The sequence below is a fragment of the Cuspidothrix issatschenkoi CHARLIE-1 genome (genome assembly GCF_002934005.1).
In the GTDB taxonomy this organism is placed as follows: Bacteria; Cyanobacteriota; Cyanobacteriia; order Cyanobacteriales; family Nostocaceae; genus Cuspidothrix; species Cuspidothrix issatschenkoi.
The window spans coordinates 1-19,678 of record NZ_PGEM01000021.1; the positions used below are offsets into that span (position 1 = coordinate 1).

General features: G+C 37.8%; 17 protein-coding genes. 2 read left to right on the forward strand and 15 right to left on the reverse strand.

Translation table 11 applies throughout. The features are described from left to right. The 10 genes from CUN59_RS02775 to CUN59_RS02815 all read right to left on the reverse strand — a co-directional run. Positions 1–741: DUF499 family protein (locus CUN59_RS02775; RefSeq protein ID WP_133163991.1), on the reverse strand; the 741-nt coding region annotated here is incomplete at its 3' end. 293 nt (positions 742–1,034) lie between these two features. Then, positions 1,035–1,496 carry a type II toxin-antitoxin system VapC family toxin gene (locus CUN59_RS02780; RefSeq protein WP_243406849.1) on the reverse strand — a complete coding sequence of 154 codons (462 nt, stop codon included), beginning with the start codon at positions 1,494–1,496 and terminating at the stop codon, positions 1,035–1,037. Next, the gene (locus CUN59_RS02785) at positions 1,477–1,710 is read right to left on the reverse strand and encodes a hypothetical protein (protein WP_104386401.1); all 234 of its coding nucleotides are present in this window, start codon (positions 1,708–1,710) and stop codon (positions 1,477–1,479) included. The genes CUN59_RS02780 and CUN59_RS02785 overlap by 20 nt, the downstream gene beginning before the upstream one ends. A gap of 56 nt (positions 1,711–1,766) precedes the next feature. Further along, complete coding sequence (locus tag CUN59_RS02790; protein WP_104386402.1) at positions 1,767–4,823, reverse strand: DUF1156 domain-containing protein; 3,057 nt, start codon at positions 4,821–4,823, stop codon at positions 1,767–1,769. A gap of 10 nt (positions 4,824–4,833) precedes the next feature. Further along, positions 4,834–5,304, reverse strand: a complete 471-nt coding sequence (locus CUN59_RS02795; RefSeq protein WP_104386403.1) for a HEPN domain-containing protein — start codon at positions 5,302–5,304, stop codon at positions 4,834–4,836. Next, entirely contained in the window at positions 5,301–6,068 is a 768-nt protein-coding gene (locus CUN59_RS02800) for a hypothetical protein (protein WP_104386404.1), read from the reverse strand. Before CUN59_RS02800 ends, CUN59_RS02795 begins: the two co-directional genes overlap by 4 nt. A 12-nt stretch (positions 6,069–6,080) precedes the next feature. After that, positions 6,081–9,578 carry a helicase-related protein gene (locus CUN59_RS02805; RefSeq protein WP_104386405.1) on the reverse strand — a complete coding sequence of 1,166 codons (3,498 nt, stop codon included), beginning with the start codon at positions 9,576–9,578 and terminating at the stop codon, positions 6,081–6,083. A gap of 53 nt (positions 9,579–9,631) precedes the next feature. After that, complete coding sequence (locus tag CUN59_RS21285) at positions 9,632–9,781, reverse strand: hypothetical protein (RefSeq protein ID WP_165790144.1); 150 nt, start codon at positions 9,779–9,781, stop codon at positions 9,632–9,634. 488 nt (positions 9,782–10,269) lie between these two features. Continuing rightward, entirely contained in the window at positions 10,270–10,728 is a 459-nt protein-coding gene (locus CUN59_RS02810) for a DUF6636 domain-containing protein (protein WP_104386406.1), read from the reverse strand. 101 nt (positions 10,729–10,829) lie between these two features. Next, positions 10,830–11,018 (reverse strand): hypothetical protein, encoded by a 189-nt coding sequence (locus tag CUN59_RS02815; RefSeq protein WP_104386437.1) that lies wholly within the window; start codon positions 11,016–11,018, stop codon positions 10,830–10,832. A 338-nt stretch (positions 11,019–11,356) separates the two neighbouring features. Between CUN59_RS02815 and CUN59_RS02820 the strand changes: the two genes are divergently transcribed. Beyond that, a complete protein-coding gene (locus CUN59_RS02820) occupies positions 11,357–11,821 on the forward strand; it encodes a DUF4351 domain-containing protein (RefSeq protein WP_243406850.1) in 465 nt (154 codons plus the stop codon). A gap of 297 nt (positions 11,822–12,118) precedes the next feature. Here the strand turns inward: CUN59_RS02820 and CUN59_RS02825 are convergent, their stop codons facing one another. The 5 genes from CUN59_RS02825 to CUN59_RS02855 all read right to left on the reverse strand — a co-directional run bounded on the left by CUN59_RS02825 (position 12,119) and on the right by CUN59_RS02855 (position 19,374). After that, complete coding sequence (locus CUN59_RS02825) at positions 12,119–12,676, reverse strand: hypothetical protein (protein ID WP_104386407.1); 558 nt, start codon at positions 12,674–12,676, stop codon at positions 12,119–12,121. A 396-nt stretch (positions 12,677–13,072) separates the two neighbouring features. Beyond that, positions 13,073–14,035: a tyrosine-type recombinase/integrase gene (locus tag CUN59_RS02835; RefSeq protein ID WP_104386408.1), complete on the reverse strand. Its 963-nt coding sequence runs from the start codon at positions 14,033–14,035 to the stop codon at positions 13,073–13,075. Between the two features lie 191 nt (positions 14,036–14,226). After that, complete coding sequence (locus tag CUN59_RS02840) at positions 14,227–17,886, reverse strand: hypothetical protein (protein WP_104386409.1); 3,660 nt, start codon at positions 17,884–17,886, stop codon at positions 14,227–14,229. Between the two features lie 319 nt (positions 17,887–18,205). Next, positions 18,206–18,364 (reverse strand): hypothetical protein, encoded by a 159-nt coding sequence (locus tag CUN59_RS21290; protein WP_165790145.1) that lies wholly within the window; start codon positions 18,362–18,364, stop codon positions 18,206–18,208. 767 nt (positions 18,365–19,131) lie between these two features. Further along, on the reverse strand, positions 19,132–19,374 hold the full coding sequence (locus CUN59_RS02855; RefSeq protein ID WP_104386412.1) for a hypothetical protein: 243 nt from the start codon (positions 19,372–19,374) through the stop codon (positions 19,132–19,134). Between the two features lie 53 nt (positions 19,375–19,427). On the opposite strand from CUN59_RS02855, the gene CUN59_RS21295 reads away from it, so the two are divergent. Further along, complete coding sequence (locus CUN59_RS21295) at positions 19,428–19,676, forward strand: hypothetical protein (RefSeq protein WP_165790146.1); 249 nt, start codon at positions 19,428–19,430, stop codon at positions 19,674–19,676. Positions 19,677–19,678: the final 2 nt, after the last annotated feature.

Here is a 19,678-nt window from a genome sequence, read left to right on the forward strand (position 1 = left end):
GGAAACTACTAACACCACATTATCTAAACCTCTAGCAGTTTCTGATAATGCTTGAATGAAATTGTATAAACTGTTGTGATAACCCTTGCCACGATAGGAACTAACATAGTTGATAATTTCATCCATTAATATTAAACAGGGTTTATCTTTGGGCAGAAATTGTTTAATTACGTCACCTTTAGGTTCTATAAACTCTGCTTCGTGTTGTGCCAATACAGCTAGTGCATTTTCACCACCTAATTGATAGGCAATTTCTCCCCAAGGTGTTTTCCGTAATGATGTACCATCATTTCCTCCACGTCCTGTAAGAGAATCAAATTCAGTGCCGACAAACACGGCTACTGCTGCTTCTGGAACTGAAGAAATACCTGCTTTTTGTAATATCTTTTGTACACCAGTCCAATTATTGGCAATAGATCCACCTTTAGCTAAATGGTAAAGTAAAGTGAGAGCGTGGGTTTTACCGCCACCAAACTGAGTAGCTAGGTTAAATACAGCAGAAGTTTCTGTTTTTTCTCCAGACAGACGACGGATAACCTGGGCGGAAAATTCAGTTAAATATTTAGTAAGATAAGTACGGTCAAAAAATTGTTCTGGATTTTGGTAGTAAGCAGGTGCAGTTTTATCTCGTACTTTGTCAAGATGTACCGCAAATTCGGAAGCATCTAAAGGTTTACCTTCCCGTAAGTCTTCGCGGGGTGTTAAGCCATCAATTTTGTACCAAGGTTTAATAGTTGCCATAAGTTTAAATGTGTGGGATTGTGGTATGTAGTGCGGAGTATGGAATGTGAGTAGGAAGTTTTGAGAGATATATTTTCTAATATCAGTTTATAAATTTAGGTTCTTCAGTACATAGTATGCAAAATCAATCTCAAAAAACTGCGGAAGGCTTAATATACATAAGACATAAGCTACAGATATTGGATATTTTTACAAAAATCGCCTCTTTACCCTGTTCCCTGATCCCTCTTTCAGACTGGTAATTTAGCATAACAAGTACGGTAGAACCTAAATTTACTAAAAATTTATCGGGATTAATTCCAAGGATTAATAATTACAACTTTAGTACCAATAAAATCTTTTTCATTACGGGTAACAAGGGTAAGAGAATTTTTTAAGGCGGTGGCAGCAATGAGAGAATCCATAGCAGGTAAAGGTCGTCCATTTTGTTCTAATTCTGCCACTAGGTTTCCCCATAAAACCATTGTGGCAATATCTAAACCTAAAATTCTATTTTCAAAGCGATGGGGTAGGCTTTCATTTAACCATTTGGTAAGAGATTCTTTCCGTTTAGATATAGGAAGTTTATAGATCCCTTTAGCAATTTCACCAATTGTAATTACGCTCAAGTAAAGTGTTTCTGCAAGTTGGGCATCTAGCCAGTTTAAAACTTGTTGATTTGGTTGTTTAGTAATGGTTTCGGAAATCAAGCAAGTATCAAGAAGATAAGTCATGGGAATCAGTTGGGGAAATGAATCATGGGATAAAACTATCACGGGGTAAACTGGTATCTCTACTCAGGTCTAATTCTTCAGCTACTTCAGCTAAGGGAGATTGACGGAAAAATTCTGAAAGTTTACTTGGTTGTTCTGGAAGTGTTTGGTAATTTTTATTTTCCATAGTTAGGCTTTGTGCTAGTAATTGAATTATGTAAAGTTTATCGTTGGGGGAAAGTTGCAGGAGTTGTTGTTCAAGTTCTGGAATAACCATAGTTTTATTGGGGTAGAAGATAATTTAATTTTAGTTTTCGGAACTCGTATCTACGGTTAAAATCCTAGTCCTTTCTTTCTGGCTAATACCCCATCTACCCAGCGTTTTTCATCTGTGCCGGTGGGGTATAATGCCGATAATGCCTGTGCAAGTCCCCAAAAGCGTTGGTCGTTTCCTGCTCCTTCATCTACTAAAAAGCGTTTTAGGGCTTCGCTGCGTCCGGCTGCAAATAAAATCATGCTTTGGTGAATGCGGTCTAATGTGGTATTACCTAGTTGCGGGACTGTTTTTTCACCCCAGTCTGTATCTTCTTCTGTTTCAGGGATACCTAGCACTGCGAATAAGTTGAGTTGTTCAGGTTCTTTGTTTTTGCCTTTTTTACCTTTGGTTTTGCTGGGTGTTTGGGCTTCTTCTTTACCAAATAAATATTGGGTACGTTCTGATACTGGTAAGAGTTTGGCGGTGCTGCCTTTGACTTCTACTAAGCGGGTAAGTTGTTCTAAATGTGCGCCTAGTCCTTGGGCTATTTTCCGGGCTGCGTCATATTCCAGGAGGTAACCACTGGTTTTGGTGGTTTTGCTGCTGGTTTCTTCGTCGTCTTCGTCGTCGGGTTCTGGTTCGCTGGTGTTGTTGTCGGTGCTACCTGTGGAAAGTGTCCACAACCACATGGCGGTGAGGCGGGCATCTTCTTCAAAGCTGGTAGTATCGGCATGGTCGAAAATCATACTCAATGCCTCTTTGGAGACTGCTGCCCATACGTATTCTAGGTATTCTTTGAGGGTGACAAGTTCGCCGGAGGCTTTTTCTACACTAGAGTAGCGGGAGAAGATTTCTAAAGCGGGTCCCAAGCAAGCAAAGATGGCATCTGCACCAACTACGCCTTCTGATGCTAGTCTGGGCATCCATTCATGTATGCGTTGGGGCAGTTCTTGGAGTACGTCGCGCCAGTCGCCAATGAGTGCGGAGTCGGGAGTGCGGGGACGGCAGACTATATGGACAGATGAGGCTAGGGCGGCTGAGTTCATAGCAATCAGTCTGTTACCTCTTTCAGTGTCAATTGCCCATGAACCTGTAATTATCCAACCTGCATCTACCATTGCTTGTAGTTGTGCTTCCCATCCAGATGTAGATTTATGGGCAAATACAATTAAACCTATTCCTTCTGGGGATAAAATACGGCATCCTTCCGCCATTGCTTTTTGCATTTGGCGCTCAAAATAGGTTTTATCTTTTCCTCTATTTGGATCAACAATACACTCTTCTTCTTTAGGTGTTAATTTATCATTGAAAGGAATACCAATAGTTTTAGGTAATGTGCGCTTTAACCATACATAAAAAAAGTCGGACAAATCAGAATATTCAATACTGTCATAATATGGAGGATCTGTAATTAATGCTTGAATAAAATTATCAGGTAATGGGTGGTTTGTTGCACTTGACTGTTGGGCTTGTCCTATTATTTCATTATCGGTAGTACAATTAGTTTCACATACATCTAAAACCCATTCTAAAGCACCATCTAAACTACCTGTTGCACCAGAAAATGAATTAGCTTCTGCAAAATCCCAAAGCATTGGTATTGCTTGTCGAGCAAATAATCCATCTGCTTGTTCTCTTGCGTTGTTCCATTTCGATAAAGATGTTAATGTATTGGCTTGTCTATCAGTTGCTAAACTTAAACAAGTTTGTACGGCATCAGCTAAACCTTTATCTTTACTATCTACTAATTTTTCTCCCACATCTTTAACCAATTTCACCAAAGTAGTTAAAGCCAAAGCTTGACGATAAGTAAATAAATCTCCAAATTTATCTATTCCGTAAGATTCTAAGCGAAAGCTTCTCCCTTGAGGTGGTGTAGGTTCATCAGGAATTAAACTTAAATCTCCAATATGTTGATTAACTTTATTTTCTAACTCAATACTTGCTTTTTTAACAGATTCTAAATCTTGTTCATTTGGTAAACGATAAAATCTTCCTTGAGTTTTTGGTTTAGTCGTCACTACACAAAATAACCGCGCATCATTAGCCCCACCTTGACGAGCTTTAAACTGTGTTCTCACCGAAGCCACAGGAGTAGTATAACCACAACAGGGACAAGTGGCAGAACCTCTTTTAACAGTGCCATCAAAACTAGGATTTTTTATTTCTATTTCTGGGTTATCAGCAACTACCCATTTACTCTTTTGCTTTTCAATAATTTCAAAATCTACCCGCTTATCTTCCGGTTTAGGAATTATCCTTAAACCAATATTCCGATTACTTTTTTTACACAAATATAAAGACCGCATTAACGGAACTTCTGCACCACATCCTGGACCTTCACAAATAATAGTCCGCGCCCATAAATAAGCTATTGGTGTACTTCCATCAGCATCTTTCGGATAAAATTGGGCTAATTCTTTTTCTGCTTCTTCTTTTACCCACTGTCCCCATTTTCGCACTTCATCCGCTAAGGTTTGTCCGTACTTGGGAATATATTCCAAAACCACTTTATTTAATAACACCGCCACCGGGTTAATATCAGAAGCAAAGGCATCTGCACCCACCCGCAACGCTTCCAACGGAATAGCGCCACCACCAGCAAAAGGGTCAACTACTAAGGGTTTTGTTCCTGGTATTCCTCCTAATGCTTCATGGGCTGCTTGAGTTAAATTGCGACTGGTTTCTAAATAATCAGGTTGGGTGGAATTATCCCAATTAGCAAAATCAGCAATAAAATCTAGTAGGCTATTTCTTAATATATTCCAATGTTGAATATTATTACTATCTAATTGATTTTCTGGTTTAGCTAAAACCTGCCATTTACTCCAAATTTCTGTAGAACAATGTTTAGATAATTCTTTATCTGTTGCTGCTTTTTTCGCAAAATTATTAATATATTCTGTAGCTAAATCCCGAAAAGACTGGGGGCAATTTTTATCAACAGGGTCAGGCCATAAAGCCGCACATATTACAGCCCGACAAGCGGCTAAAGGTCGTCTTGCCCACCAAATATGTAATGTAGAAATATGCCCATGTCTGATGGATTTCTCCCGTCGTGCGTGGGCAGAAATGCGTTTAATGGGTAGGTCAACTTCAATTAGGCGTTTAGGGTAATTATTAGCTGTTTTCATATTTACCTTTCTATAAATTAATATAAGCTTGTAAAATTACCATTAATGCTGCCGCAGCATTACTAATAACCTGTCTATCTGAATCCCTGTCATAAATTTTATTACCATGAAAAAGATTACATCTAACCTGATAAAGAATCATTAATAATGCTTTTAAACGACGATTAGGTGAATAATAAGTATTTCCTATAATTGCAGCATATTCAGATGTATCTTTACCAATTCCACGACAATCACGAATGATTCTTGTTTTAAAGAAAGATACGGAATGATGATTAAAAATTTTGACAAATTTTTGAGAACTTAATGTATATTGATTTGAATAAACTAAATCACCAATAGCTTGTCGTTCGTTTCCAAAGAAAAATTCATTATAAATAGCATTAAATCCAAACCATAAGGAAACAAAACAGTCAAAACTGTCGGTTTCTAGTTCAGCTTTACTTAACCATGATTTAGCTACTTCTCTGGGGAATCTCATTTTGTTAAATCTCCATTAAATATCAGAGTATGTCCATTAAAGACTATCATCTTTGCTTGCTTATTTGCTAAAACTTTCAATTCTACATTATCTTCATTCTCCAAATTTAAACTTGAAACAATACTTACATCTTGGTTATCTTCTTCTAAATTCGCTAAATAAAAATTTTTGCTATTTATAAAAATAAAAGTTAAAAATCCATTGGATAGAATAAAGTTTAATTCAGTATTTTGGCAAAGATCCAATAATTGACTAAAGGCATAACGACAAGCTTCTATTAAACTTTTTTTAGGGCTAGATAAATAATAATTAATAATATGTTTACGAACAAATTCAAAAATTTCTGTAGATTGATTATAAACTTCTAAAAGTTTTTGGTTATTAGGGATTAAACGTACATTGGAACTGTTTTTATCAATATGACTAAATAACCAGTCATAACCAAGAAAATTTAAACAGAATATTGATTGGTTAATTAAATTCCTGCTTCTATATGATTCGTTATTGTAGGTTGCAATAACAATAGATCCAGAAACTATTTCCAGGGTCGTAGCAAATTCTTGACTCAAATTAATATTGTCTGAATCTAAACAAGATGACTTAAAAAGTCTAGCTTGTCCATACATATAACTGCCGAGTTCCCAATTAATTATTTGCAAATTATTTTTTCGTATAATTTTGGGAATTAGTTTATTAGTGATATGAGATTGATGACTTGACATTAAAAATAAATGAGGTTCATTGGCTATATTTAAAGTTGACATAATTTCTCTGCCTCATACCTTGTCATCATGGTTTAAAATAGTGTTAGCATCAACGTGATAATGCTCAATCTTAATTAACGCTTCCCAACCCAAGCGCACAGGGTCTTGAATAGTGTGAACTTCTGGAGATGAAGCACAATTAAATACTACATATAACCAGTAATCCCTCTTTAATCTTTCCGCCGTTTTATATTCATTTGTCGTTAACGCTACCTCACCAACATTTGCCCTTCCTTTAACTTCAATAAATCTCACAGCACTAGCTTTCAGAGGGTCGCCAGAATCAATTTGACGCGATATCAAATCAAACCCGCGATTCTCCTTCTCCACACTGACAACTTGCCAACCTCTAGCTTTTTCATGTTCTATAACTGTCTGAATTGCTGTTTTTTCAATTTCATCATTAGATACCATTGGCGCAATTTCTGGAGAACTTCTTTCAGGATGTGGTAATACCCAAGCACGGCCATAATGATGAATGTCGGTAATTGCACAACTGGCTTCTTGCTGCAATTCTTCCCGTCGTTGTTCTAACCTCCCATTTAATTCAAATAATCGGTCTTCTAATTGTTTAATGCGACCATCTAAACCCTGTTCTTTAGAACCAGATTCTTTCAGTTGCAACAACTCTATAAACTGAATCTGGACTTTATCAATAATTACATTCAGACTAATTTCTATATGGTTAGAAATTGTTTCTACCTCCCTTTGTCGTTGAGTGCGAATTTCTGTTAAAAAGCTATTTAATTCCTGTTCAATTAAGGCTTGTTCTACCTGTTCTCGACTGGGTAAATTACTATCATCTGGTAAATAACTAACTAAATTCCCATTGTCCCCAGCTTTCCCCTGCCTATCTCCCGACAGGGTTGATGTATGATGCTGAATAGTGGACTCTACACTTTTAGCAGGGAGTAAATCTAAAAATAAAGTTGGTTGGCGGACAGTCATTGTTCCATCTAACTCTGTTTGCACTACATATAAACGTTCATGGAGTTTTCTACCCCGTCCATCAGTAATAGCAGATGAAAATATGTCTAATCTAGCTGGTGATTTTCTATGCAAATCGAAGAATATCGCGCCCCGACACAAATCTTCCTGTACCTGTGCAGAAACTTCATCCCGCACACATTCAAATAAGGGATGTCCTGGAGTTACCCATTCCAAGGTCGGATCATCTGTCAAGATATTTTTATCAAAGGTAATCTTTTTATACTCTCGTCCCAACTTGCCAAAGCGATTTTCTAACCTATCTCCCGTTCCCCATAAAGTCCGAGGAACACGCCCAATTCTATATATTTTCTTACCCTTGGCTGTTTCCTTGGGATGAATCCCCGCTATGTGTGCTGCTTGCACAAAGAAATCATGGATAACTTCAGGTACTAATCTCCGTTCCTTAGCTTCAGCAGATTTACCAATAATTTGTGATAAATTTAATTCCCGTTTAGCAAGTCCTTCTAAGGCTGAATCGCTAATTTTACGGAAACGTTCTGTATCTACCTGTTCTACAATCCGATTGAGAATTACGGACTCAGTAAGGTTATGAGCATACATATCCCGCATCATCCGTTCTAACTGATTAGCAGGGAAAATATCACCAAGGACGTTAAATACTTTACCCGTTCTCTCTGGATCTAAATCCATCTCAATAGCGCGAATCCGTTCAAACAGGTTCCATAAAACTTTACCTTCGCTAGTATTAATCGCTACAAAGTTAAAAATCAAACAATCCTTATCCTGTCCATAGCGGTGAATCCGTCCCATGCGCTGTTCTAACCGGACGGGATTCCAGGGAATATCATAATTAATCATGAACCAGCAGAATTGTAAATTAATACCTTCTCCTGCTGCTTCTGTGGCTACTAAAACTTGACAATCTTCTCTAAATTCTCGTTCTGAATAAATCCGAGTATGGGGGGTATCTCTATCACCTATTTTCATTCCTCCATGAATTTGGGTAACAGTTAATCCCCATTCTTTTAATTTTCCTACCAAATAATCTAAGGTATCTTTATGCTCACTAAAGATGAGCATTTTCATCTTCGGATCTGCAAATATTCCCTCTTGGATAATTACTTCTTTGAGCTTGACTAATTTAGATTCAATTTCTCTCTTTTCTAATATCAGTGCTTGACTAATTAATTCATTAAGTTGCAAGATTTCTCTTTTCAAAGCAATCGGATCGACAGAAGCAACTACACCTTCTAAATCACCGATAATTTTTTGTTGTTCTATTTCGGTTAATTCATCAAAATTTTCTGGTAGCTTCTTATTAATTTGCTCTTGACGATAGCTTTCTGGGTCTTCTAAAATCCTTTGACGTTTATCGCGCATCCGTTCTAAACTCCGGCGGACAGCGTAAATACTAGAAGCAAAGCGACGCTGTAACATCGCCATTGTAAAACCTAAAGCTCTACCTCTGGCTGTATCATCACTGGAGGCTTTAATTGATTGGTCTTTTACATAATCAGTGAGGGCATTATAAAATTCCAATTCTTCTGCATCAATTTGAAATTCAATAGTTTCTACTTTACGATTAGTGAATAATTTTTTGACATTTCCTGTTTCTTCAGGGAAGGTAACTAGAGCTTCTTTAGTTCGACGCAGATAAAAAGGAGCGTTATTCCGTTTCATTGCTTCCTCTAAACTGCTGACATCACCATAAACATCTCTATCTAATAATTCTAAAAATAAACAAAAGTTTTTTGGGTCGCCTTTATGGGGCGTAGCTGTCATTAATAAATAGTGGTCGGTAATTTTAGAAAGTTCTTCACCGAGTTTATAAGCCAAAGTTTTATTATCAGAACTATAAGCACTCATTTTATGTGCTTCATCTACAATAATTAAGTCCCAGTTACTTCTTAATAAACTATCTTTTGCGTCTTCAATGCGCGAAACCCAAGATACGGAAGTGATAACTTGATTTTTTTCTTGCCAGGGATTAGAACCATAATTAGCCCGAAGGACATCCCCACGTACAACTTCAAATTCTTCTCGAAATTTGTCTTTGAGTTCTCGTTGCCATTGAAATGTTAGATTAGCAGGGGTAATAATCAGGGTGCGTTTAACTAATCCTCTAATTTTTAGTTCTTTAATTAATAATCCTGCCATGATGGTTTTCCCAGCACCAGGATCATCAGCTAGTAAAAACCGAATACGGGGCTGTTTTAAAAAATATTCATAAACTGCTTCTAATTGGTGGGGTAGGGGGTCTACACGAGCGATCGCCAATGCGAAATAAGGATCATATTCATAAGCCAACCCCAAACGCAAAGCTTCCACACCGAACCGAAAATACTGGGCGTTACCGTCAAAGGGTTCTTTTTCAGGTGAGGATTCTAACTGTTCCAACTGTTGAGCATTGAGAATTGATTGATAAGTATGATTGGTATTAATTCCAGTTCCAATGAGTTTTATGGAATCACCCATTGGTACAACTACCAATACCTGTACAGGTTCGGGAAAGATTGAACCACGAACAATTACATTTGCTTTCAGTTGGTCTAGTTTCACACTGTCACCATCACTTTAGAATATGCCTCTCTAACTCATTTAATTGTCGAATACTAGGGAATAGAGAAATATTTTACCAATAACTCTTGACCCTGTTCCCCCACTTCCCCAAGCTGCTGCCCAATAAGTTGCATGGCAATTGGCGAAGTCTTTTTAATATCTGGTTCACTGCGTGATGTAACAAGTATTATGTCTTTTGACATAATAAGCACATTTAAAAATAAAAGCAATAGCGAAAACGGCTAAATTCAGGGAAATTTGGTGTTTTTTTGTTGCTTTTTATTTCTAAGTTTATACAAATTGAAATATAGCTGTAGACAGAATAGTTAGGACATCAGTTAATCATGAAACTCTTACTACAAGAGGGTTTTACTTCTGACTCCTGACTCCTGACTTCTGACTCCTGACTACTGCTATATTTTCTCAGTAAAAACCGTATGTTTGCATTAGAATTTTTCCCCTCACCTGGACGGTCGCTAAACCCCTTGTTTTCTCACTCAGGGTAGAGGAAATTAAGATTTATATTTTTGGTGCTTTTAGTCGGCGTTAATTTGAAGTATGCAAATATAGACAGGAATAATACTGTAAATAGTTATAAAAACCATTGTCATCTACCTAAAGTTAGATATTGATGAACAGGTGATTCTTGGAGGAAATTGCCTACCGCAATACAAAGCGCAATGAAACAGCTTTATTTTGGGATACCCAACACCCGCCATTTTTCCCGACTCAGGAAGAAACCAATGTTATTAGAGTTAGTGCAAGTCAGCCCAGTTTTTTGTGAAATGCACTTAAACTCGCCATTTTTCCAAGTTTGACCATACCCAAGAACAGACTTATTGGGATCAGCAACGGTATCACTGATACAAAGAATTTCCGGTTTACTTTGACCAGGCAATAAAAAACCACGTCCCCAGTCAAATTCACAATATCCAAGGTAAGGTTGAGGAGGTTTAGGCTTGAGTGAACTAGCAATTTCACACCGTAAACTGTTGGTATTGGCATCACTACCTTCAATTAGCTCACAAAAAATATTGCCACTGGGAGTCTTAAACCCTTTCGGTGCGGCAATACTTACCTGTGATAATGATAAACTCATTATTGAAGTTGCAGCGACCAGAAAAACTATTTTGTTGATTTGCTTGTTCATAATTTCACTTAATTATTTACCTATATCTTACTAAATAAAGTTTATCAGCATTCAAAAATTAATTAATGCCTTATCCTCTAAGAATGAACTCCAAAAATCAACTACCCTGATAAATAAATCCATTCCCGCCCCGCTTTTTCTGCTGCTTCTGGAGTGTAATAAAGCTTACGTTCACCAAATACCTCACCACCAGCAGTAATTAAGCGGAATTGCCAACAATGGGCTTCTGTGTAGAATACCAATAAAGTAACATGATTAACAATGGTAACTGAATCAATTTTAGTAAACATTGCCGTTTTAGGATCTAAATTAATCAAAAATTCTCGGTATTTAAAAATATTTTTTTACTTTAGTTAAAACATAAAGTATTGATGAAAAAGTTACTTTTTCAGGTGAAAATATTAAATAGATACCAACAAATTAAAGTAAAGAAAGCGAAGTTGTAATAACAATTATTAGTATAGCATTTTATGAATAAAAATGAAATTACTGCAAATTACGATGAATCCTGGAAAGAAGCATTAAACGAATATTTTGATAGTTTTTTATCCTTATTGCTAAACTTCTGGATTATGAATCAAAGTGGAATGAACTAGAATCAAATGATAATCCCTTTGCTATCATAGTAATGGCGCATTTAAAAACTAAAGCCACCACGGGGAATTTATCAGAACGTGAGCAATGGAAATGGACATTAATTAGGGGACTTTATGATAGGGGATTAACAAAAGAACAAATTGTTAACCTGTTTAAAATCATTGATAAAATGATGTCATTGCCCAAAGAATTGCAACAAGGATTAGTCGCTAAAATTAAACAATTAGAGGAGGAAAGAAAAATGCCTTTCATTAGTCCAACAGAAGAATTAGCAATGGAACGGGGTGAATTAAAAGGAATACAGCAGGGAATCCAACGAGAGCAACAACTAATTATCCGCCAACTAAATCGGCGAATTGGTGAAATTGAATTATCATTCATTAACACAATTCGGACATTGACAATTGACGAATTAGAATTACTCGGTGAAACACTCCTAGATTTCTCCACTGTCACTGATTTAGAACAATGGTTAGAAAATAAACCAGAGTCTTAGATTAAGTAAAAACCCCACTTTCATTAACTACTGTGGGGTCAAAAAACGGTTCTTCCGTACCTGTTATGCCAAATATGAGTTTATTTACCCCATAACCCATATAAATAAAGGGTTTCATTGTTAGGACTTACGTAAGATGTGGCTGAACACCTTATTCTTGCGTAGGGGTAATTCATGTAGCTTGCTTCCCGAAGGGTATTACCCCTATTTTCGGTTCTTTTTGCGTAAGTCCTGATTGTTTTTAATACCAAATTTATGTCAAATTAACCGATGAATTCAGGTAAAATCCTTTTAATTCTACTGTTTGACTGGATAGTACAACCCATCACTAACCTGAAATTTCCACCCCAAACTCATCGGATCTCGATTCCTAGACCAACTGATAAATTCTTTTTCGCTCTTGGTTTCCCACTCATTCATTAAACTCTGCTGTGTTACTCCCAATCGTTGCGCTAAGTTCTCAGGAGCAAAAGATTTTATTTCTACTGGTTGCTGATACTGATAGGGATACCCGGAATACCTTTGTCTGGAGTTACCACCGCTATATCTAGCAGAAACTATTGCTTTTTCAATCTTTTCCAACTGTTTACCAAGCACTTCCAATTTAGTGGCCACCTGTTGATCTTGTTGACAAAGGTGCGTTTCCAGTTCTCCCAGTTTCTCCTCCACTTGCTGTATTTCGTTAATTGCTTCTAGTTTTACGCTGCTATCGAACTGCGCTATCAAATCCTGTAATCCTTGCAATAACGCTGTTGTGTGACCATCGCGGTGGATTTTTGCTAGGTGACGTACTACAGGAATTAGTACAGTCGGCACGCGAATCATCTCACTGGGAGGGGTCTTGTTAGTAGTCATGATATCTGTAGTTGATATCGAATATTGTAAACCAAATTTTCTTCTAACAATTTCCCAAGCTTTGCCACAGATACCAACAAGCAACGGTGCGATAAGGTTGCCATTGTTTACCAAGTTGTTCTATGGTTTTTTTATTGGGCAGGTCAGGTGAACTACCACACACTGACCTTCGGTACAGTGTGGGCTTCCCAATTCATCGGGAACAGCCTCTATAACTTTGTAGTTCTATTGGTCTGACATTCCCTCCAAGGGCAGAAGTCCTGATTCCCAAGACCCAAATCTTTCTCTTGTGACACTTACCTATTAGCTTGGTTTTCGCTTACGGCATTGGTGGTCAAGATTCTACAATTTTATCACAAAATTTTGGGGATTCTTCATCCATCTCATAGATAATATTTAACGACGTTTGGGAACATTAATTGCCTGTACAGCCCGTTGTTTAACTTCCTCACCCCGGCGGTCATATCTGGAAGTGAGTTCAGGTGAAGCATGACCGGCTAATTTCTGGACGGTGACGATATCAGTAGAATCTAACAACTCAGAGATAAAAGTTCTCCTAAAATCATGGGCAGAAAAGTTAGTGACACCAGCTTCTGTACCCCGTTTTTCTAAAATAAATAATACCGCTTGGGGTGTGAGTTGTCGCAAAGTCACTGCCCCGGCTTTATTAATATGACAGATTAAAGCCCCAGATTCTCTTCCTCTAATTTCTAACCAATCTTCAATAATTGGTAATACGCCATCTGGTAAATAAACAGTGCGGTCTTTGCCACCCTTACCACTGCGGACTTTCACACTACCAGAATGCAAGTCACTCAACATTAAATTTACAGCTTCCCCCCGGCGTAACCCAGCGCCCCGCAAAATTGCTATCAAGGCCGCATCCCTGTAACCAATGGGAGTAGGATCTTGAAAACATACTTGCATCAGGGCATTAATTTCAGCTTCAGATAAGCAACGCCCCTTCAATTCCTTAGACAGCTTAATATTCGGGATGTCTACCGCCCTAGTAAAATCCCTAGCATCCATTAATTCCAGACGTAATGCTTCTTTCAAGACTCTCCTTAACGCACTCAGCATTTTATTAGCTGTGGCTGGTGCATATCTTTCCATTAGTATACACCGTAATAGTGCTGTATGTTTATAACGCAGTTCAGCCCAATTTAATGTGAGGGCATCACATTGATTACTGGTGAGGATACGAGCGATCGCATTGAGAGCTTGCCCCATAGCCGAACGAGAACCAGGGGATAGACTAGAGAGGTAAACGGCGGCGGGGTGTTCAGTTAGGGGTGTGGGTGCAGTCAAAGCTAGGGAATTAACAGCAGTTATTTCACCAATTTCCGTGGATTCATTCATTTACTTATCGGAAGTAACCTTCTAGCTAGTTATATTCTCACAAGTAATATTGTACTTTTACCTTTTCCAGAGAAGAAAATTTATTTGGTGTTGATTGGGTAATTTCTGTGGAGGGTTACGGCGAGGCGATTCCTACCGAGCGCTTCGCTATCGCAGATTGATAGCTAAAAATTTGGGTTAAATTTTGAACTTCAGGACGTGAGTATTAGTTCTTTAGGTATTAGTGGAGTTATTAAACTGACAAACTCATCTGGTACGTGAGTAAGGAGTTTGATAATCAGTAACAACTTCGTATGAAATGGCACTCTTGATAAAACCAGCTTGATTTCTTGTTCATCCCCTACTGCATCAAGGGTTATAGCCAAATCTTCAGGAGAAACCGGATCTTCTGCCAACAATGGTAAATAGATATCAGCTAACCATTGCTGATCCTCACTCAACGGACCCGAAAAATTATTAGTTTTGCTATATAAGCTATCTAATAGGAAAACTAATATTTTTTTCAGCTTCGACCATCCCCCAAAATCTTCAGATGCAACCTGACTTAACCTCCCTTGGGTGATACCTACAATGGATGCGATCGCCCGTTGGGTTATTTTTCTTCCTGTTGCATGAACTTCTTTAACGGACTGAAGAATTGCATAGCGTAACCGTTCCGACTTGCTACCAGCGTCAGGAGTTAGATTTAAAGCTTCTATCTTCTCTAATGTGCAGCCTGTAAAGTATTCCTGTATAAAGTCAAGACTCCCTTGCTTAAAATCTCCACAGAAGTAAACAGTATGCTGCTGCTCAGGTTTCCTGTGACTTCTTAATCGTGCCACTTCTTGTATAATTTCCCCTTGGGTATGTTCCTGTAGGTATTCCACAAACTTAGGATGGTAGTGTTCCTGGTTTATTTGCGGGTCAATACCTGTTAGCAGTTGGAACTCATTGGCCAAGCTACCCAAGTTCTGAACTGGTACACCATATATGGCCAATGTGGTTTTAGTCTCAAATCGGTTTTGTCCTCTACCATCCCTAAAATGGTATCCTTCATTATCTGTAGCGTGCTGTTTCCATTCAATAGCAGCATGATCTGGGTATTGTTCAGCAATTTCTTGTTTTACCGCTACCAATCTTTTCTGTTTTTCGGGGGAGCGATCGCCGTTTATGTTCCCTAGTCCGGTAATATGTTTTACTGTCAGATTTGAGTAATCAGGTTTAGCCCGTCTCATTACCAATATCTGCTCCGGGTCAATACCACGTTTTAAAGCTAAAGTTTCCCTGCTAATAGTTGCATCAAGGTAAAGGTTAAATTTAGCGTTATCAGCTAACCTAAGATGCTTAACATCACGCTTGGTAATGGTTAATTTACCCCACTGGTAAGACAACACCCCACAGTTATCTATCCCCCAAGCTTGGAGAAAATCAAATAACCATTCAATGCCTAAATTATCTAATTCTCGTGCAATATCCTTGTAAGACTCTCTTCTCAAAATCTTACTAGCATATTTAGCCGCATTATCCCCCCTGGTATCCTTACGGTCTAAACCGTCTACATCTTCCAAGAAACTTAGATCCTGTTGGGTAGCTTCTCCCACCTTCATGATTAATCCTAGTAGATTGATGTGGGTATACTTGGGCAATATTTCTCTCAAAGTAGAGTCAGAGAAACCATATAAACCGTGCTTGTATTCCTTGTTAAAATCACCCTTTACAAGCTGATAGAGGATGTCAAATAGTGGTGTTAATTCTTCCAATAAAATCCGGTCTTTTTGGTACAGCAAGCTAACCGTTTTGTCAATATCATCCTTGGGGAAGGTAATTGATTTATTGGTTGTGAATAATGTATTGGTTTCATCCCAGATTAACCCTACCTTTGAGTAGTCGTATTTTGAAGGAATAGGCGTACTATCAGGGTGTGTTCTGATTTTCACCTGCTTTAAATCATTGCTTCTGTCTTCTTTGAATGTACAGTTATGGGTTTGAAATAATATGCAGTTTTCACATATTTTATCAGTTCCCTCTACATTAATATTCTTACTTTCAATTTTGCTAAATAAGTCATTCTTTGGACAATTCCCAGGAATATCTATTGATTGTCTTTTTTGCGGTCTTAGTTGGTAAGGATTGCCTAGCGAAGTCTGACGGCTATCATCAATATGTAATCCGTTATGACGACGGGTAACAGGATGAAAATTAGCTTCTATGGTTTTGGTGGTTGGATTTGCATGGTCAGCAGCTAAATAAATTAGTTGCTTGATGATTGTTCCATCTGGTTCTAATAAACCAGCTAGATAAGATTTGCCCATACCTGGATCATCAAGCCATAGAATATCTTTGTTATCGGTGTAAATAGCCTCATAAATCGCTGCTGTTATCTCGCTTTCTTCAGTGGGAAGGATTAAGGTTTTACCCTTGATTAATTCAGGAGTTTTAAATATTCCTGGATAGTAATTAACTGTTGGTTCTGGTTGCTTTATTGGTTCTTTGGTGGTATCTTCTACTGGTTGTTTTGGAGAACCAAATCCTTGAAACAGTTTTTTAATAGGCTTCACAATTCTGCCAACTAACTGTTTAAAGCTCAGATAATCGTCAACTTTTTCCTGTTCCTTTTCTCGCTCTACATATTCTTTATACAGTTCTAGTTCAGGTTCACTATAATCAAGAGAGTTTTTCTCAAACTCAGGTACAATTACTCCAAAATCAGCTAGAAATTCTTTAGCTAAGATTACCCAATTTTTACCAGTAGGATAATTCTCTAAACTACCATTTCTCAAGCCCAACCAATAAGTAAAAGCATTAATTTGGTGATTGTCTGTACAGGTAGGACACGCATAACCATATCCTGTACCATTTTTCTTAGGTGCTACCCAGCCAGAAGTTCCGGTTGTACTTTCATGCCAAGGGCAACATCCCCTTGATCTGTTGCCTCTAGTTTGCCAGTTATGCCCTGGCCAGTTAAAAGCATCTGGTCCAAGTCGTTCTGATGTTTCCTTGATTAAATCAACTAAGTTACTGCTACCTGCTAACCCTGTTACCCGTTTTTTCTCTGATTGTTTAGCACGTTGTACGTTAGTTGGTAACTCATTTTCCGGTAGTGTTAAAACGTGATCTCCGTGAGTTCTCCAATCACTCCAGCGAGTATCAGATAAGCCATAGGGAAATTGTTCAGTTTTATCTAAGGCTGTAGTGATTTCATTTAGTGAGTAGGTATAGTCAGAAGTAAAATCTAGGGTTTGTTCTGTTCCCTTAGATTTACGTGCAAAACCAGCTAAACGCATTTCACGGTTAGGGTTTTGAATTGCTTTGTCCGATTTGAAGATGATGATCAGCTTACGTTGTAGTAGTTGCCATTCTTCACGGGTAATATTTTCATTGAGATGGTAATAAAAGTGTAGAGACTTTCCACCGGAATAAATTACAGAGCCGGGTGTTATTCCCAACTGGTTTGATATTTCCTGTAATAGTTCCCATTGTTCTGGTATGGTGCGATCGTCACATTCAGCAAATATTTTATTAAACCGTGAACAGTGACCCGCACCTATTCCCCCTTGGGGGTGATTGGGAAGATAAAATATTTCATCCCCTTGATCTGATTTATGTCTTAAAAGGTTGTAACCATCTTGAAAATGCTTAGTCTTAACCCATTCACTCCCACCTTTGGGATCTTGTATAGGTTGGTTGCTTGAATCCTTTTTCCTTTGGCAAAACCACAAATCAATATTATCTGTGGTGACTGTTCCACAGTAAACGTTATATTTCCCGTCAGGTTGTCTAACTTTTGCCCATATCTCATCATCGGGGTAAAAGCCTTGTAATTTAAGTTGTGCGAGTAGTGCTGCTTTCCCACTTAGTTCTAACTTTTTCATGGCTGCACCTCCTGTAATTTGTCGAGGTCAGCACATATCAAATAAACTTGATTGACTATACTACTTTGTGTTACAATCGTGGTATATGAAAATTCTTGATAAAAGACTCTTGTAAGTCTTTTCAACATTCCCTGAAAAAAGAGATCGCAATTTTGCGTAAAGCGGTTTAATATTAAAATATTAAACTGCCATGAGAACGTCGTCATGGTAGTTACCTGATTGGTATCCAGTCTCTTTACTTAGATAGTTTTCTCAGGACGTAGCTAAGTAAAAAAAGACTGGGTGAATTTTTAGACAAGAATTAAAACTCCCTGGTTGCCTATGCAGCTTGGGAGTTTTGATTTAAGTAATCATAGATAAACTTACGTACCAGTTGATACGTAGTCGTGCCGTTGGCTTTGGCTAGTTCTCTGAACTTGAGTTCATCAGTTGGAGTTAATCGAGTTCTTACCAAAATTTTGGGTTTTTCTGGTGTCATTTTAGCTGTTTAATAAAGTGATCTTATACTAGCAAAATAATCATGGTTGCGATCGCTATTTTCTTGAAAAAGTGAAAATTTATCCATCAAAACCCTTCATAACAAATTAAGATTGTACATTTTAAAACCACATTAATAGAAAAGATAAATGTACACCCATTGATTATTCAAGGATGAAGCCACTTGTCAGCCACTTCTTGTCATATTCAAAAACCCAACGCTCTTACATTATTGGAGTTTTAGCTGCTTTATTGTGTTTAGTATTTTTGTTTCAACCACAATTTAATTCATTATGTAGGCAATAGATCAGTTACATCTTTTTCATAGATTTTTGCTGAAACATCTTACTGTAGCACACAAGAATCTATTTAGAAAGATTAATTTCTTTACAGTTTGAACGTAGAAATAGTCAGTTTCTTTGAGCCACCAAAAATATCATTTTACCCTGTAGTGATATTTTTTACTTATACCAAAACCCATCATTTAACAAACAAGCTTGTGTGGTTTAAAGGCTGTAACCAGGGCAAAACAATAGCTGCTTTTGATACAAGTATTTTTGTAGCTTTTAGGTGTTTACATGAAAAATATGATAGAAAATTTCAAGCTCGAATCGAACATAGCAGTTATCGCACCCCCCATTTTTTATTTTTAATCTGGTACAGATTTGTTATTCCCACTGCCCCAGGATAGGGTAGTGATTGCCCTCACCTCCTGTAACAAACTACAAGAGGATGGGGTGATAGGAGACTAGGTAGCGATCGCCTAAACTAAGCCACAGTTTTGATTGATTTAATACCCTGACTGCACCACTGAATTAGTAACCATCGGTCAGAATCTTTATCTAGTGCTGGCTTGAGCCTAAAAGCAAAAAATTCTTCCCATGCCTCTACACCGTGTTTTGTAACAAATTGTTTCTCAACTTCCTTAAATTTTTCCCAGTTACGTTCTGCTATAGCAGTCAGCATGGGGATTAATTCAGTGATAGATATAGAAAGCGTTGCTTCACTCATTTGGGTATCCCTCGAAAATACAAATTATTGGTAAAACTTCTGCCTCAGTATCAATGACTTCGATTAATCGGAGTCCCCGTTTTTTCCCTATCTTTTTACAGCGTTCCTCAGATGCGGCTGGTAGCCAGTATCTTGACTCCTTTACAGCGTCAAACTTACCCTTGGAACGTTTGATGTCATCTGTCATGTTTACTGTTGTAGGCGATCCGGTTTCTACTAAAATGGCTTATTCAATTTTCAAGGTTCGGTGGTTGTGGTTGCGTCGCTTTGGGATTAGTAGGCGATCGCGAAGCACTCCGTAGAA